This is a genomic window from Rhodovulum iodosum, assembly GCF_041020385.1.
Classification (GTDB): domain Bacteria; phylum Pseudomonadota; class Alphaproteobacteria; order Rhodobacterales; family Rhodobacteraceae; genus Rhodovulum; species Rhodovulum iodosum.
The window spans coordinates 80,909-96,217 of record NZ_JBEHHI010000001.1; the positions used below are offsets into that span (position 1 = coordinate 80,909).

The window sequence follows — 15,309 nt, forward strand, 5'->3', positions numbered from 1 at the left end:
CCGGCGCCCCTAGAGGGCCGCGGCCAGCACCGCGGCCTCGTGGCGCTTCAGGCACCGGCTATGGAGCGGCGTGCGGGCACGGCCCTTGCGCAGTTCGGGGAAGATGGCGAACAGTTCTTCCACGTCGGGACGCCCGAGCGCGCCAAGCGCGACATCGCCGGGGAACAGCGACTCGGTGGCCAGCCCGTTGGCAAAGATGATCTCGTGCCGGTCGAAGGCGATGTGAACATAGCGCACCGCGCCGCCATCGGCGCACCGGTTGACCGTGGTGCCATTCACAAGGTGCAGCGCATGGACCAGAACGCCGCTATCCGCGAACCAAAGCTCGGCCCGGCCGGTCTCGACATAGACCCTGTGTTGCGGCGACAGCGACAGGTCCTGCGCGGGCCGGCCCGGCCCGAACGCGTCTTTCGAGATATCGACGGGGCGCAGGTCGGGGCGATGCCCAAGCTGATCCGGCGTCAACACGCGGCTGCCGATCCAGCGCAGCCGCTGATGGCCGCCGTCGAGCGTGGCGATCCGGTCCCCGATCCGCAGCGTTTCGACCGGGCGGGGCCCCTCGGCCGTGTCGATCAGGGTGCCCGCGACGAAGCAGGGCACGGTATTCTCGGCGAGGGTGACGGTGACCAGCAGGCTGTCGTTGTTGCCCCCGCCCGAGCCCGACGACGCCTGGACCGACAGCAACATAGACGCGCCGCCCGGCGGCACCGTTGCGCCTGGCAACAAGGTGATCGTCAGGACGCCCGAGGACGAGATCGTGACGGTGTAATCGGCCGCGTCCAGCCCGCCGCCGTTCAGTACCGAAACGCTCCACGTCGCCGGCAGCTTGGACGCGAAATATTGGCCGGTGACGCTGTCGTCACCCGTTCCGATCGTCAGGCTTGACGGGCCTGTGACCTGTTGCCGTGCCATGCGGTGCCGATCTCCCCGTCCCGCGCGCCGGTTGCTGCGGCGGTTCCCGGCGGAACCGTACCTTTGAAACGTGGCGACAATCGGGCCTTGGTCCGGGCCGGCCCCGTGCAACGCCCGGCAACCCGCGCGGGGCAAGCCGGGCGCGGGCGCGGCCACAGCTGCGGCGCGCACGGGGCCGTGCGTCCGGCCGGTTTCCCGGCCGGACCTTGGCAAGGGCTCAGCCCTGGGCGGGGATCATGCCCGCCTCTTCGGCGGCGGCCACCTCGTCAGCCGAGAGCGTCCCGTCGGCATCGGCGTCGAGCTTGGAGAAATCTTCCTCTGTCGTCGCCGGGTAGACGGCCAGCATTTCTTCGAAGCTGACCGCGCCGTCGCCATCGGCATCGAGGCTGTCGGCGGCAAAGGCCGCGCCGGTACCGAGGGCAAAGGCGGTCGCGAGGATGGTGAATTTCTGCATTGTTTCTCTCCTTGTTGAACTGTCATGACGAAAGCCGCAGCACGCGGCCTTCGCAGGAGATAGAGCGCGCCGGGGGCCGTCCGCTCCGCCCCGCCGCCGCGGCGCATGCCGGCGCGCGGTGGGCCGCCGACGCGGCCCGGCCGCCGCGGCGGATGCTCGCCGGAAAAGGGCGCCCGCGCGGTTTCGGCGGAAATCCCCCGGCTTGGCGGGGCCGGTCCTTGCGTGCAGCCTGCCGTCATGCCCGCCCTGCCCCCGATCCCGCCTGCCACCGCCGCCGCGCTGATCGCGCTGCGCCCGCGCCTGTTGCGCCGCGCCAGGCGGCTGGGCGCCGCCCCCGAGACCGCCGAGGACATGGCGCAAGAGGCACTGGCCCGCGTATGGTCGCGGCTGGCCGACGGCGTCGAGATCGGCGCGCTGGAAAACTACGCGATGACCGCCCTGCGCCGGGCGGCGCGCAGAGCGGCGCCGCCCGACGCCGCGCTTTCCCCCGGCGATGCGCCCGCTGCACCTCCCACGCTGCCCGCCCGCCTGGCCTGCGCCGACGCGCTGGCCGCGATCGACCGGCTGCCGCCCCAGCAGGCCGCCCTGATGCGGCTGGTGGTCGAGACCGGCGCCGGCGAGGCCGAGCTCGTCCGCCTGACCGGGCTCAAGCGCGGCACCGTCGCCTCACGCCTGGCCCGCGCCCGTGTGCGGCTCCGGGCAGAGCTGGACCTGGCGCCCGGGGCCTCGGTCGCCGCGCTCTACCTCTGAGGCCGCCGGCTGCACCCGTCACGCGGATTCGCCTTGCCGTCCGGCTCGGCCCGCCTGGGTCGCACCCGACGTGCCCGAAGCGACAGGGTGCCGGCTGGCCCAAACCGAGACGGGGGCGACAGAAAACTGCACGGACAAACGCTTGGGTATATGGGCGCCTTCATGGCCTCGGCCGTGGTCTTGTCTGGATGTTCCACCCGGAAGATCGCCGACAACACCACCGATGCTGTGGTCTTCGTCGGCAAGACGGCTGTCAATACGGCCGCCGGGGCCGGACAGCTGGTCATGCGAGGCGCGGCGGCCGGGGCGCGGCGGCTGCAAGAGCCGGCGCAGGGCTATCCGGCCGGGACGGTGGTATGCCTGAACGATGCCGGCGAAATATCCGCCGCCGCGGTGACCGACGGCGACGAAGGGGTCTGCCCGCCGCAGGAGTTCTGAAACGACGCCAGGCGCGCTTCAGGGGCCGGTCCGCGGGCCGTGTCAGGGCATTTGCGATCGCAGAGCCCCAAGGTGAACCCGGTCGCGCGGGGCACGGAATGTCGCACCGGGACAGGCCCAGGCCGCAATCGGCCAAGTGACCCTGCGTCATCGCCTCTAGAATACCCCATCCCAGGGATACGAGGAGGCGCGCCATGGACCCCACCGACCTTTCCGCCGTCCGCCGCCCGGTCGAGACCGCGCACGGGCTGGCCAACGCCCATTACATCGATCCAGCCCTCTACCAGGAGGAGGCCCGCGCGCTGATCGGCGCGGGCTGGGCGGGCCTTGGCGCGGCGGGCGAGCTGCCGCTGCCCGGTGATGCGCGGCCGGTCGATTTCCTCGGCATGCCGCTTTTGATGCTGCGCGGGCGGGACGGCGCGCTCAGGGTCTTTCAGAACACCTGCCGTCACCGGGGCATGGTGCTGGTCGATCGCCCCGGCCGCATCGAGGGGGCGATCCGCTGTCCCTATCACAGCTGGTGCTATGCCACCGACGGCCGGCTGGTGGCCACGCCCCATGTGGGCGGGCCGGGCATGAACGTCCATCCCGGCATCGACCGCGACAGCCTTGGCCTGGTCGAGATCCGCAGCCACGTCTGGCGCGACGTGGTCTTCGTCAACCTTTCGGGCGACGCGCCGCCCTTTGACGAGGCGCACCGCGACCTCATCGCGCGCTGGGCCGATTTCGACGCGCCGCTCTACCACGGCGGCGCCGACAGCCGTTTCACGCTGGAGGTGGCGGCCAACTGGAAGCTGGCGGTCGAGAATTATTGCGAAAGCTACCACCTTCCCTGGGTGCATCCGGGGCTGAACAGCTATTCCAGGCTGGAAGACCATTACAATATCGAGGCGCCGGAGCTTTATTCGGGGCAAGGCACCCGCGTCTACCGGCAGATCCGCGGCGACGACGGCGCGGTTTTCCCCGACTTTCCCGGCCTGCCCGCCGCATGGGACACGGCAGCGGAATACGTGGCGTTTTACCCCAACGTGCTGCTCGGCGTGCATCGGGACCATGCCTTCGCCATCGTGCTGGAGCCCATGGGCCCCGGCCGCACCGCCGAGCATGTGCACCTCTACTACGCCACGCCCGACACCGACCCCGCGCTCAGGGCGCAGAACGCGGCGCAGTGGAAGACCGTCTTCGAAGAGGACATCTTCGTGGTCGAGGGCATGCAGAAGGGCCGCCACGCGCCGATGTTCGACGGCGGGCGGTTTTCCCCGGCGATGGACGGGCCGACGCATTGTTTTCACGCCTGGGCGGCCGGGCGGCTGATGGCGGCGCGCGGGGCCGCGGCGGCGCCATGAGCGGGGCGCTCGACGCCCGACTTCTGGCGGCCCACGCGGCGGGCGACGGGCGGGCCTTGGCGCGGCTTTACGCCGAGGCGGCCGAGGGCACGGCGGACGCCGCGGCCAAGGGCTTTTTCCTGACCCATGCCTATGTCTTTGCGCTGGAGGCCGGCGCCGAGGAGGCGGCCGCCTATCGCGACCGCCTCTGCGCCATGGGGCGCGAGGCGTAACCTCGACCTGGCCCCGCAAATCGCACGCATAAAAAGGAAAGGGGCGCCCGAAGGCGCCCCCAGTTTCGCGGATCGTGCTCATTTTCTGTACCGCCCGGTTTCTGCCTGCGGCGCGATCCACGTCAGGGGCGAGCGCACCCGCCCCGGAAAACCGTCAAAACTCTTACACTGTAGGGCCTGCGTTTCTCTGCAACTTCGAAAGAGCGATCCTTGTCACCTGCTCTGTGACCCCAAAATACTTGGCTATCTTTTTTAGGTCACCTCCAAGGAGGGTGTAAGCAGCCGTAAGCTGCGCACCTCCAAAGAGAACCGCTTCAGCGAAGTTGTTTGCTTCTCTTTCTGCCTTTTTATCGACATAGAATGTGCTGCCCGAAGGGTCGAAATGCTCAGTCCAAGCTAGTGGGTCATTCCGATCGGTGTGTAGGAAATAGTGGGCCATTTCATGCAAGACGGCGAAACGCTTAGCCTCGACCGACAGCCGCGAACTCACTTCTATGCGAAATCCAGTGTCGCTCCAGGTATCGCGCACCAATCGCCCATTCATACCTCGGGGCAGATCGCATTCCTCAACGGCAAAACCCAGATCTTCAGCGAATGCCTTGACTGATCGCGCACGCCCACCCACCCGAGGTTCTAGACTGAAGGACCGGAATTTTTGCCTCACGTCTCCATCAGCGGGAAGCGCCCGCATAACTTCTCTCATGTCGTAGAGGAAATACTCACTTAGCTGCATCCGCTCGTCGCCCCGCAGGTGTTGCATTTCATGCAGGTGCCATTGCGGACCAGCGTGTAGTTGCCGCATTCGCCGCAGGGGTCGCCCTCGTAGCCTTGCATCTTGGCCTTGGCGCGCGGGTCCATCGACACCGTGCCCGAGGCCAGCGCGGTGGCCGCACCGGCCTCCGGCACCAGCGTGGACAGCGCCGTCACCGGGTCGGCGGCTCCGTCCAGCGCGGTCGCGCCCATGCCGCCCTGAAGCACCACCAGTTCCTGCGGCACGCGCTTCCTGAGATACCCGGTCGAGCTGATCTGCTTCAGCACCGCCAGCGATTTCGAGGCCGCGCTTTCCGACACCGGCGTGACGTTCGGCTTGCCTTCCTCGTCGCCCCGGCCCAACTCGTCGAACGCCGCGCCCTCGGGCTTGACATGGGCAAGGTCGGTCCGGTCGAGATAGCTGACCGCGAGTTCGCGGAAGATGTAGTCGAGGATCGAGGTGGCGTTCTTGATCGTCTCGTTGCCCTGCACCATGCCCGCCGGTTCGAACCGGGTGAAGGTGAAGGCCTCGACGAATTCCTCAAGCGGCACACCGTATTGCAGGCCGACCGACACCGCGATGGCGAAGTTGTTCATCATCGCCCGGAAGCCCGCGCCTTCCTTGTGCATGTCGATGAAGATCTCGCCCAGCGTGCCGTCGCGGTACTCGCCGGTGCGCAGGTAGACCTTGTGGCCGCCGACGATGGCCTTTTGCGTGTAGCCCTTGCGCCGCTCGGGCAGCTTTTCGCGGTGGCTGCGGACCACCTCTTTCACCAGGACCTTCTCGACGATCTTCTCGGCCAGCACCTGTGCCTTTTCGGTGGGGCTGCCCGAGGCCAGAACCTCTTCGGCCTCTTCGTCGTCCTCGACCAGCGATGCGGCCAGCGGCTGGCTGAGCTTGGAGCCGTCGCGGTAAAGCGCGTTGGCCTTGACCCCCAGCGACCACGACAGTTCGTAGGCGTTCTGGCAATCCTCGATGCTGGCATCGTTGGGCATGTTGATCGTCTTGGAGATCGCGCCCGAGATGAAGCTCTGCGCCGCGGCCATCATGTGGATGTGGGAGTCCACGCTGAGGAACCGCTTGCCGGTCTTGCCGCAAGGATTGGCGCAGTCGAAGACATGGTAATGCGCCGGGTCCAGGTGCGGCGCGCCTTCCAGCGTCATCGTCCCGCAGACGTGGTCGTTGGCGGCGTCGATCTCGGCCCTGCTGAAGCCCAGGTGGCGCAGCATGTCGAAGGTCGGGTCGTTGAGCTTTTCCTGCGGGATGCCGAGGACGTCGGTGCAGAACGCCTCGCCCAGGGTCCACTGGTTGAAGACGAAGCGGATATCGAAGGCCGACGGCAACGCCGCCTCGATCTTGTCCAGCTCCGCCGGGCCGAAGCCATGGCCCACCAGCGAGGTATGGTTGATGCCGGCGCAATTGCCCAGGCTGCCGTGGCCCACCGCGTAGGCGATGATTTCCTCGATCTGCGCCGGGCCGTAGCCCAGCTTTTCCAGCCCGGCGGGCACCGAGCGGTTGATGATCTTGAAATAGCCCCCGCCGGCCAGCTTCTTGAACTTGACCAGCGCGAAGTCGGGCTCGATCCCGGTGGTGTCGCAATCCATCACCAGCCCGATCGTGCCCGTGGGCGCGATGACCGAGACCTGCGCGTTGCGGAAGCCGTGCTTTTCACCCAGCGCCAGCGCCTCGTCCCATGCGCCCTTGGCAAGATCGGCGAGCCGCGCGTCGGGGCAGCCGGCATGGTCGAGCGGCACCGGCTTGACCGCCAGCGCCTCGTAGCCCGCGCTGGCCCCGTGCGCCGCGGTGCGGTGGTTGCGGATCACCCGCAGCATATGCTCGGCGTTGCGCGCGTGCCCCGGAAACGCGCCCAGTTCGGCGGCGATCTCGGCCGAGGTGGCGTAGGCCACGCCGGTCAGGATCGCGCTCAGCGCGCCGCACAGCGCCCGGCCCTCGACCGAGTCGTAGCCCAGCCCCATGTTCATCAACAGACCGCCGAGATTGGCATAGCCCAGGCCCAGCGTGCGGAAATCGTAGGACAGCCGGGCGATTTCGCGCGACGGGAACTGCGCCATCATCACGCTGATCTCCAGCGTCAGCGTCCACAGCCGCGTGGCGTGCATGTAATCCTCGGCCTGGAACTGCCCATCCTCGTAGAAGGTCAGCAGGTTCATCGAGGCCAGGTTGCAGGCCGTATCGTCGAGGAACATGTATTCCGAGCACGGGTTCGACGCGCGGATCGCACCATCCGCCGGGCAGGTGTGCCAGGCGTTGATCGTGTCGTGGAACTGGATGCCCGGATCGGCGCAGGACCACGCGGCATGGCCCACCTGCTCCCACAGATCGCGGGCCTTGACGGTCTTGGCGACCTTGCCGTCGGTGCGGCGCACCAGCTCCCAGTCGGCATCGTCCTTGACGGCCTGGAGGAAGGCATCGGTCACGCGCACCGAGTTGTTCGAGTTCTGCCCGGCGACCGAGGAATAGGCCTCGCTGTCCCAGTCGGTGTCGTAGGTCGGGAACTCGATGCTGTCATAGCCCTGGCGCGCGTAGTCGAGCACGCGCTTGACATAGCCCTCGGGGATCATCGCCTTTTTCGCGGCGCGGATCACCGATTTGAGGGTGTCGTTGACCTTGGGGTCATAGGCGTCCTCTGCACGCCCGTCCCAGGCGCGGATCGCGTCGAAGATGGCGTTGAGATGCTGTTCGTGGGTCTTCGAGCCGGCGACGAGGCTGGCCACCTTTTGCTCTTCGATGACCTTCCAGTTGATGAATTCCTCGATGTCGGGGTGATCCATGTCGCAGATCACCATCTTGGCGGCGCGGCGCGTGGTGCCGCCCGACTTGATGGCGCCCGCCGCCCGGTCGCCGATGCGCAGAAAGCCCATCAAACCGCTCGACTTGCCGCCGCCCGACAGCTTTTCCCCCTCGGCGCGCAGCGACGAGAAATTGGTGCCGGTGCCCGAACCGTATTTGAAGAGCCGCGCCTCGCGGACCCACAGGTCCATGATGCCGCCATCCGACACCAGGTCGTCCTTGACCGACTGGATGAAACAGGCGTGGGGCTGCGGGTGCTCGTAGGCCGAGCCCGACCTGGTCAGCTTGCCGGTCTTGTAATCGACGTAGAAATGGCCCTGGCCGGGGCCGTCGATGCCATAGGCCCAGTGCAGCCCGGTATTGAACCACTGGGGCGAATTCGGCGCGGCGCGCTGGGTGGCCAGCATGTAGCGCATCTCGTCGTAATAGGTGCGCGCGTCGTCCTCGGTCGAGAAATAGCCGCCCTTCCAGCCCCAGTAGGCCCAGGCCCCGGCCAGACGGTCGAACACCTGGCAGGCCGAGGTTTCGCCGCCGTACCGCGCGTCTTCGGGCAGTTCGGCAAGCGCTGCCTCGTCGGCGACCGAGCGCCACAGGAACTGGGGTACGCCCTTTTCGCGCACCTTTTTCAGCCGCGCCGGGACGCCCGCCTTGCGGAAATATTTCTGCGCGATGACGTCGCTGGCAACCTGGCTCCAGCCCGCGGGCACCTCGACGGCGTCGAGGCGGAACACGACGGTCCCGTCCGGGTTGCGGATTTCCGAAGCCGTGGTGGTAAACTCCAGCGCGCCGTAGGCGCCGGTTTCCGCTGTGGTGAATTTGCGTTCGATCTTCATGTTTCGTCTGCCCCGTTCCGTGACGTCGTGGTTTTTCGGACCATCGCTGGCGATGCGTTGCGCCGGACCCGTTATCGCCTTGATCGCTGGGGCAAAGACCGCCTCGGCGTGCTGCGCCGCATGGCGTGCACGTTTCGGCGCGGAATGATCCGCAACCTGGTGTCGAAGGCCGGTCCCCACCGCCAGAACACTAAATGTAGTGTCATGACCGTCGGCCAGCACAAGTTGACGTAGGTCGCCCTACTTGGTCAACGGAAAAATGCTGCTCCAGACCTGGATTTTTCCATTGACCTGGCGGGGTCAATTGCGCCTCGCCCCCGGGCAGGCCGACTCAGGCGGGCGGGCGGCGCGCCGGTCTCCTGTAGTAAGCGGACCTATTTCCCGCCACAACATATGGGGTTAGCATCGCTTTTTTGCAGATTGGCTGAACCCCGCGGACCGAGCGCGAGCCAAGGGGCGGCGGCCGGGCCGCGGCACGCGCCGGTGCGGGATCTTTGCAACGCCAGGGGGAGGAGTTCGTCGGCGGGCGTGTCGCCGCTTTTCCAGCGGTGTCACCGCCCCGACCCTGTCGTGACGGGGTCTTTGCAGCAGGTGGCCGGCGATGCCAGGCCCAGGCCGGATCGCACCGGCCTTCCGCTAACGGTCGTCGTCACCGCCGCCAGCCGCACGCCCAGTTTCCTTGCCTCGGCCCCCGATTATGGGCGGGGACAAGGGAGAGGTTGTACGCGCCATAGGCCGGCATGCCGGCGCGGCCGGCGGAGAGAAGGATCTGACCGGTGATTTCGCGCCGCTGGCCGGGCTGGCGAAGCTGGCGCTCGGGCGATTTGGCGGGGCGCGCAGCGCGTGGTCGGGGCGGCGAGATTCGAACTCACGACCTTCGGTACCCAAAACCGACGCGCTACCAGGCTGCGCTACGCCCCGGACCTGCCGTTCTCAATAGCGACGGGGCGGTGCGAAGGAAAGGGCTAAGGCGCGCAGCTCCACGCGGCCGCGTTGCCGAAGGCGGGGTGGCGCATTTCGCTGCCCGGCGCGATGCCGATGGCCCGCGCAAGCCCGCCGTTGATCTCCAGCACCGCCTTGACCCCCGGCCCGCCGTCGATGCCGGTCAGATCGCCGGGAACCGCGTTTTCGTGCACCTTCAGCACCCGGCCCCGCGGCCCGAGGAAGATCATGTCGAGCGGAATCAGCGTGTTTTTCATCCAGAACACGGCCCGGCCCGGCCGGTCGTAGACGAACAGCATCCCCGCGCCCTGCGGCAGACGCTCGCGGAACATCAGCCCGCGGCTGCGCTCGGCGGCATCGTCGGCCAGTTCGACGCTAAAGCGCGCCTGCCCCCACTCGCCGCGCAGATCGACCCGCGTGTCGGCGCATTGCGCGCGCGCCGCGCCCGACAGCGAAACCGCCACCGTCAACGCAAGGACCAGACGCACCCCCCACATCGCCAATCCTACCGCCCGCCATCCGACGGCGGCAGGGCACTTTCCCACGAGCAGACCATCGCCGCCATGCGCCCGCGCCGCCCCTCGACCGCGCGCAGGCAAATCGCCTCGCCCGGCTGGAGATCGGACAGGCCCGACCGGCGCAGCACCTCGACATGGATGAACACATCCTCGGGCCGGCCGAACACGTTGGCAAACCCGAACCCCTTGGACTTGTCGAACCACTTCACCCGGGCGGGCTCCAGCGGCTGCGCCTCCAGCTCGGCCGGGTCGGTGTCGAACAGGTCTTCCAAAGGTGGGCCGTCGCCGGTCTCCGGCGGCTCGATGCTGAGCACGTGCACCGCCTGCTGGCCACGGCTCGTCGTCTGCACCTCGACCTCGATGCCGGCCCCTTCGGCCACCGAGCTTTGGCCGTAATTGCGCAGCACGTTGGCATGCAACAATATATCCGGGCCGCCCTCATCGGCGATCACGAACCCGAAGCCCTTGCCCGGATCGAACCATTTAACACGGCCGCGCACTCGGCGGCCGGAATTCTCCTCGCTTTCGCCCATATTCCCGCTGCGCTTTCTACGCCCCCACCCCGGTCCTGTTTCGTCCGGCCCGAGTACCAATGCAAGTCAAAATCGCTGACCTAAACAACACGACAGCCGCGCGCCGGAATTGGCTCACGGGTTGAGCCTGTCGACCTGCCAAGGATCGGCAAGGTCGCCGCGCCGCCAGCGGAACCGATCATGCAGACGGAACTGCCCATCGGCCCAGAACTCGATCTCCAGCGGCCTTATGCGGATGCCCCCCCAAAACGGCGGACGATCCGGCGACACGCCTCGTTGCGCCGTCACGCGCGCCACCTCTGCCATCAGTTGCCCGCGCGAGGCCAACGGCTGCGACTGGCGCGAGGCCCAGGCCCCCAGCCGGCTCTTGAGCGAGCGCGAGGCGTAATAGGCATCGGCCTTGGCCCCGTCTTCCCGTTCGGTCAGCCCGCGCACACGCACCTGACGCCGCAGCGATTTCCAGTGTAGCACGAAGGCGACCTTTCCAGACCGGGTAATTTCCAGTCCCTTGGCGCTTTCGTAGTTGGTGTAGAAAACGAAGGCGTCTTCCTCGATCTCCTTCAGGAGCACCATGCGCACATTGGGCAACCCCGCGCCGTCGACCGTGGCCAGCGCGATGGCGCTGGGGTCGTTGATCTCGTGGCGCTCGGCCTCGGCCAGCCAGTCGCGCGCCAGCGCGAAAGGGTCGTCGCCCGCGAAAATGCCCGTTCTGTCGCTCATGTCCCGCCTCTTGCAAGGGCCTTTGGCCGCGCTGCGTCGCACTTGATGGGGCTCGCCAATTGCCCTAAACCACGCTCACTTACAAGAAGGTGGTCGAGGGGCAGCCTATGTCAACGAAACTGATGGCCGGCAAGCGCGGCCTGATCATGGGGCTGGCGAACGACAAGTCGATCGCCTGGGGCATTGCGCGGAATTGTGCCGACCACGGGGCGGAACTGGCCTTTTCCTACCAGGGCGAGGCGCTGAAAAAGCGGGTTCAGCCGCTGGCCGGCCAGCTTGGCAGCGACCTTCTTGTGGAATGCGACGTGGCCGAGGAGGACTCGCTCGACCGTCTGTTCGACACGCTGGCCCAAAGCTGGGACCGGCTGGATTTCATCGTTCACGCGATCGGCTTTTCCGACAAGGAACAGCTGCGCGGCCGCTACGTCGACACCACCCGCGACAACTTTCGCATGACGATGGATATCTCGGTCTATTCCTTCACCGCCGTGGTCCAGCGCGCGGCACGGATGATGGCCGAGGGCGGCTCGGCGCTGACGCTGACCTATTACGGCGCCGAAAAGGTCATGCCCCATTACAACGTGATGGGCGTTGCCAAGGCGGCGCTGGAAGCGTCGGTGAAATACCTGGCCGAGGACCTGGGCAAGGACGGCATCCGCGTCAACGCGATCTCGGCGGGGCCGATCAAGACGCTGGCGGCCAGCGGAATCGGCGATTTCCGCTACATCATGAAGTGGAACGAGCTGAACTCGCCGCTGCGCCGCAACGTGAACCAGGACGAGGTCGGCAAGTCCGCGCTCTACCTGCTGTCCGATCTCGCCAGCGGCGTCACCGGCGAGGTGCACCATGTCGACGCGGGCTATCACAGCGTCGGCATGAAGGCCGTGGACGCGCCCGACATCGACGCGGTCACCGGGCGGAAATGACGCCTTGGAGCCCGCCCACCTCATCGCCTTCAACCTGACGCTTCTGGCGGCCATGGCCGTGCCCGGCCCGGCGCTGCTATACGCGCTGCGGATGGCCGTGGCGGGCGGGTTTGCCGCCGGGGCGGCCACCGGGGCCGGGCTGGGGCTGATCGCTGCCGGCTGGACCGGCGCGGCGCTGCTGGGCCTCGACGCGGCCCTTGCCCTCTTTCCATGGGCCTACGCGATTCTGAAAGCCGCCGGCGCGCTTTACCTGATTTTCATCGCCTGGGGTCTCTGGCGCGACGCGCGCGCGCCCGCGGCCGACAGCGCCCACCCCGGGCGCCGGGCCTTTCTGGGCGGCGTGCTGGTGAACCTCGCCAACCCCAAATCGGTGCTGTTCGCGGCCTCGGTTCTGGTGGTGATCTTTCCGCCCGGCCTGACGCTGGCCCAGAAGGGGCTGGTGGTGGCCAACCATTTCGTTGTCGAGCTGGTCGTCTACGCGGCCTTTGCCGCAGCGCTCGCCACCCCGGCGGCGCGGGCCGGCTATCTCTGGGCCAAGCCCGCCATAGACCGCGCGGCGGCGCTGCTGCTGGGTGCGCTCGGCCTGCGTCTCATCCTCGACCGCTGACCGGAGGAACCGTCATGTCCCCCGACCAACTGCCCCATGAAAAAGGCTTTCACGTAAGCTGGGACCAGCTTCACCGCGACGCGCGCGCGCTGGCCTGGCGGCTCGACGGCCGCGGCCCGGACGACGGCGGCTGGCGCGCGGTGGTGGCGATCACCCGCGGCGGCATGGCGCCGGCGATGATCGTCGCGCGCGAGCTCGACATCCGCACCGTCGATACGATCTCGGTGAAATCCTACAACCACCAGACCCAGAGCGCGCCCAAGGTCATCAAGTTTCCCGACATGGAGGTGGTGGGCGACGGCACCGGCATCCTGATCGTCGACGATCTGGTCGATACCGGCCGCACGCTGGAAGTGGTGCGCGCGCTGATGCCCAAGGCCCACGTCGCCACCGTCTACGCCAAGCCCAAGGGCAAGCCGATGGTCGACAGCTACATCACCGAGGTCAGCCAGGACACGTGGATCTTTTTCCCCTGGGACATGGCGCTGCAATATGTCGAGCCCTACCGCGGCCACGATTGACGGTGTCGCACCCCTCAGGCGCACCGAGCGCCCGGCGGCCAATGCCGCCTCTCCGCGCCGATTGTTTCGCCCCGGCGCCGATGGGTGCGAATCAGCCCCCGGCCCCGGCTTCCGGCCATCCCGCTTGCAGCCTTTACCCTGACCTTCTACACCTGCCTCCCGATACCGTCAGAAGAAGGGCGCCCTCATGGCCAAGAGCCTCGGCAAGAAAACCGGCAGTTTCATCGTCTGGATCATTCTCGCCCTGTTGATCCTCGGGCTCGCGGGCTTTGGCGTGGGTAATTTCGGCGGATCGGTGCAGTCGATCGGCAAGGTCGGCGACACCGAGATCAACGTCGACACCTATGCCCGCGCCCTGCAACAGGAACTGCGCGCCCAGGCCACGGCCGACGGCGGCGCAAGCACCTTCTCCGAGTTGGAGTCACGCGGCATCGTGGCGCGCGTGCGCGCCCGCGTGATCGCCGACACCGCCTTCGACGACGAGGCGAACAAGCTCGGCGTGTCGATCGGCGACGAACGGCTGCGAGAGGAAATCATCGCGATCGACGCGTTCCAGGGGCCCGACGGCGAATTCGACCGCGAAGCCTACAGGTTTGCGCTGGAACGCAACGGCATGAGCGAAACCCAGTTCGAAGAGCGGCTGCGCGCCGACAGCGCCCGTGGGCTGGTACAGGGCGCAGTGGCCGGCGGCACCGTCGCCCCCGCGTCGTTCATCGACACGCTGCTGGGCTATGTCGCAGAGCGGCGCAGCTATGCCGAGATCGCTCTTGGCCCCGACGACCTGGCCACGCCCCTGCCCAGCCCCGGCGACGCCACGCTGCGCGCCTATCATACCGAGAACGAGGCTGATTTCACCGCGCCCGAGACCCGGCGGCTCACCTATGCCTGGATCACGCCGGACATGCTGATCGACTCGGTCGAGGTCGACGAGGACCTGCTGCGCGCGCTCTACGAAGAGCGGCGCGACGCATATGTCCTGCCCGAGCGGCGCCTCGTCGAGCGTCTGGTATTCGAGAGCGCCGCCGAGGCGCAGTCCGCCGCCGACCGGATCGCCGCCGGCGAGACCGATTTCGAAACGCTGGTCGAGGCGCGCGGGCTGGAACTGGGCGATATCGACCTCGGAGACGTCACCGAGGCCGACCTGGGCGATGCCGGCCCCGCGGTCTTCGCGCTGGCCGAACCGGGCATCGCCGGCCCGGTCCAGACCGATCTGGGCCCCGCGCTCTTTCGCGTCAACGCGGTGCTCGCCGCGCAGGAAACCACCTTCGAAGAGGCCCGCGACGAGCTGCGCGAGGCCGCCGCGTTCGACCGCACCCGCCGGCTGATCGCCGACATGTCAGGGGATTTCGACGACCGCCTCGCCGCCGGCGCCACGCTGGAAGACCTGGCCGGTGAAACCGAGATGGAGCTGGGCAAGATCGCCGTCGCACCCGGCACCGATACCGGCATCGCCGCCTATGCCGCGTTTCGAGAGGCCGCCGCCGCGGTCACGCGCGACGATTTCCCCGAACTGGTGGAGCTCGATGATGGCGGCGTTTTCGCGCTGCGCCTCGACGAGGTGGTGCCGCCCCGCCTGCGCCCGTTCGAGGAAGTCCGCGACGAGGTCGAGGCCGCCTGGGCCGCCGAGGAAACCGCCAGCCGCCTGATCGCGCGCGCCGAGGCGCTGATCGCGCGCCTCGAGGCCGGGGAAACCATCGACGATCTCGGCCTGCCCGTCACCCGGCACGAGGGGCTGACGCGCAACGCCGTGACGCCCCCGGCGCTGGCCGAGGCGCTTTTCGCGCTCGACGGGCCCGGCGCGGCCGCTGCGGTGCCCGCGGGCGCCGGCGCGGTGCTGGTGGTGCTGGAAGAGATCGCCCCGCCCGACCCCGAGGACCCGGCCGTCGCGCTGCTCGCGCGCAGCCTGCAGAGCCAGACCGCGCAAGGCATGGCGCAAGATCTCTACGGCTATTTCGGGCAGGCGCTGATCGACGAGGCCGGGCTCACGCTCGACCAGGCGGCGATCAACGCCGTGCACGCCAATTTCCGGTAAGGC

The 15,309-nt window shown here is 67.9% G+C and carries 15 protein-coding genes and 1 tRNA gene; 8 read left to right on the top strand and 8 right to left on the bottom strand.

Annotated elements, in window-relative coordinates; all coding sequences use genetic code 11:
• Nucleotides 1-9: 9 nt before the first annotated feature.
• Both Ga0609869_RS00380 and Ga0609869_RS00385 read right to left on the bottom strand, forming a co-directional pair.
• Nucleotides 10-912 carry a Hint domain-containing protein gene (locus tag Ga0609869_RS00380; protein WP_125404004.1) on the bottom strand — a complete coding sequence of 301 codons (903 nt, stop codon included), beginning with the start codon at nt 910-912 and terminating at the stop codon, nt 10-12.
• A gap of 217 nt (nt 913-1,129) precedes the next feature.
• Nucleotides 1,130-1,366: a hypothetical protein gene (locus Ga0609869_RS00385; protein ID WP_125404005.1), complete on the bottom strand. Its 237-nt coding sequence runs from the start codon at nt 1,364-1,366 to the stop codon at nt 1,130-1,132.
• 237 nt (nt 1,367-1,603) lie between these two features.
• On the opposite strand from Ga0609869_RS00385, the gene Ga0609869_RS00390 reads away from it, so the two are divergent.
• The 4 genes from Ga0609869_RS00390 to Ga0609869_RS00405 all read left to right on the top strand — a co-directional run bounded on the left by Ga0609869_RS00390 (nt 1,604) and on the right by Ga0609869_RS00405 (nt 4,112).
• Nucleotides 1,604-2,116: a sigma factor gene (locus Ga0609869_RS00390; protein ID WP_170168777.1), complete on the top strand. Its 513-nt coding sequence runs from the start codon at nt 1,604-1,606 to the stop codon at nt 2,114-2,116.
• A 150-nt stretch (nt 2,117-2,266) separates the two neighbouring features.
• The gene (locus tag Ga0609869_RS00395) at nt 2,267-2,554 is read left to right on the top strand and encodes a hypothetical protein (protein ID WP_125404007.1); all 288 of its coding nucleotides are present in this window, start codon (nt 2,267-2,269) and stop codon (nt 2,552-2,554) included.
• 194 nt (nt 2,555-2,748) lie between these two features.
• Nucleotides 2,749-3,900: an aromatic ring-hydroxylating oxygenase subunit alpha gene (locus Ga0609869_RS00400; protein ID WP_125404008.1), complete on the top strand. Its 1,152-nt coding sequence runs from the start codon at nt 2,749-2,751 to the stop codon at nt 3,898-3,900.
• Complete coding sequence (locus Ga0609869_RS00405) at nt 3,897-4,112, top strand: hypothetical protein (protein ID WP_125404009.1); 216 nt, start codon at nt 3,897-3,899, stop codon at nt 4,110-4,112. The genes Ga0609869_RS00400 and Ga0609869_RS00405 overlap by 4 nt, the downstream gene beginning before the upstream one ends.
• 163 nt (nt 4,113-4,275) lie before the next feature.
• On the opposite strand, the gene Ga0609869_RS00410 is transcribed toward Ga0609869_RS00405, so the two are convergent.
• The 6 genes from Ga0609869_RS00410 to pdxH all read right to left on the bottom strand — a co-directional run bounded on the left by Ga0609869_RS00410 (nt 4,276) and on the right by pdxH (nt 11,220).
• Nucleotides 4,276-4,845: an ImmA/IrrE family metallo-endopeptidase gene (locus tag Ga0609869_RS00410; protein ID WP_170168778.1), complete on the bottom strand. Its 570-nt coding sequence runs from the start codon at nt 4,843-4,845 to the stop codon at nt 4,276-4,278.
• Nucleotides 4,836-8,507: a vitamin B12-dependent ribonucleotide reductase gene (locus tag Ga0609869_RS00415; RefSeq protein WP_125404011.1), complete on the bottom strand. Its 3,672-nt coding sequence runs from the start codon at nt 8,505-8,507 to the stop codon at nt 4,836-4,838. The genes Ga0609869_RS00410 and Ga0609869_RS00415 overlap by 10 nt, the downstream gene beginning before the upstream one ends.
• A gap of 844 nt (nt 8,508-9,351) precedes the next feature.
• A tRNA-Pro gene (locus Ga0609869_RS00420) sits at nt 9,352-9,428 on the bottom strand.
• 44 nt (nt 9,429-9,472) lie between these two features.
• Nucleotides 9,473-9,946 (bottom strand): DUF192 domain-containing protein, encoded by a 474-nt coding sequence (locus Ga0609869_RS00425; protein ID WP_125404012.1) that lies wholly within the window; start codon nt 9,944-9,946, stop codon nt 9,473-9,475.
• A gap of 8 nt (nt 9,947-9,954) precedes the next feature.
• Complete coding sequence (locus tag Ga0609869_RS00430) at nt 9,955-10,500, bottom strand: cold-shock protein (RefSeq protein ID WP_125404013.1); 546 nt, start codon at nt 10,498-10,500, stop codon at nt 9,955-9,957.
• A 114-nt stretch (nt 10,501-10,614) separates the two neighbouring features.
• Nucleotides 10,615-11,220, bottom strand: coding sequence for a pyridoxamine 5'-phosphate oxidase (pdxH, locus tag Ga0609869_RS00435; RefSeq protein WP_125404014.1), 606 nt, complete (start codon nt 11,218-11,220; stop codon nt 10,615-10,617).
• Between the two features lie 107 nt (nt 11,221-11,327).
• Between pdxH and fabI the strand changes: the two genes are divergently transcribed.
• The 4 genes from fabI to Ga0609869_RS00455 all read left to right on the top strand — a co-directional run bounded on the left by fabI (nt 11,328) and on the right by Ga0609869_RS00455 (nt 15,306).
• Nucleotides 11,328-12,146, top strand: a complete 819-nt coding sequence (gene fabI, locus Ga0609869_RS00440) for an enoyl-ACP reductase FabI (RefSeq protein ID WP_125404015.1) — start codon at nt 11,328-11,330, stop codon at nt 12,144-12,146.
• Between the two features lie 4 nt (nt 12,147-12,150).
• Nucleotides 12,151-12,753, top strand: coding sequence for a LysE family translocator (locus tag Ga0609869_RS00445; RefSeq protein ID WP_245972170.1), 603 nt, complete (start codon nt 12,151-12,153; stop codon nt 12,751-12,753).
• Nucleotides 12,754-12,767: 14 nt separating this feature from the next.
• On the top strand, nt 12,768-13,274 hold the full coding sequence (gene gpt / locus Ga0609869_RS00450; protein ID WP_125404016.1) for a xanthine phosphoribosyltransferase: 507 nt from the start codon (nt 12,768-12,770) through the stop codon (nt 13,272-13,274).
• A 187-nt stretch (nt 13,275-13,461) separates the two neighbouring features.
• A complete protein-coding gene (locus Ga0609869_RS00455) occupies nt 13,462-15,306 on the top strand; it encodes a peptidyl-prolyl cis-trans isomerase (protein ID WP_125404017.1) in 1,845 nt (614 codons plus the stop codon).
• The last annotated feature ends 3 nt before the right edge of the window (nt 15,307-15,309 follow it).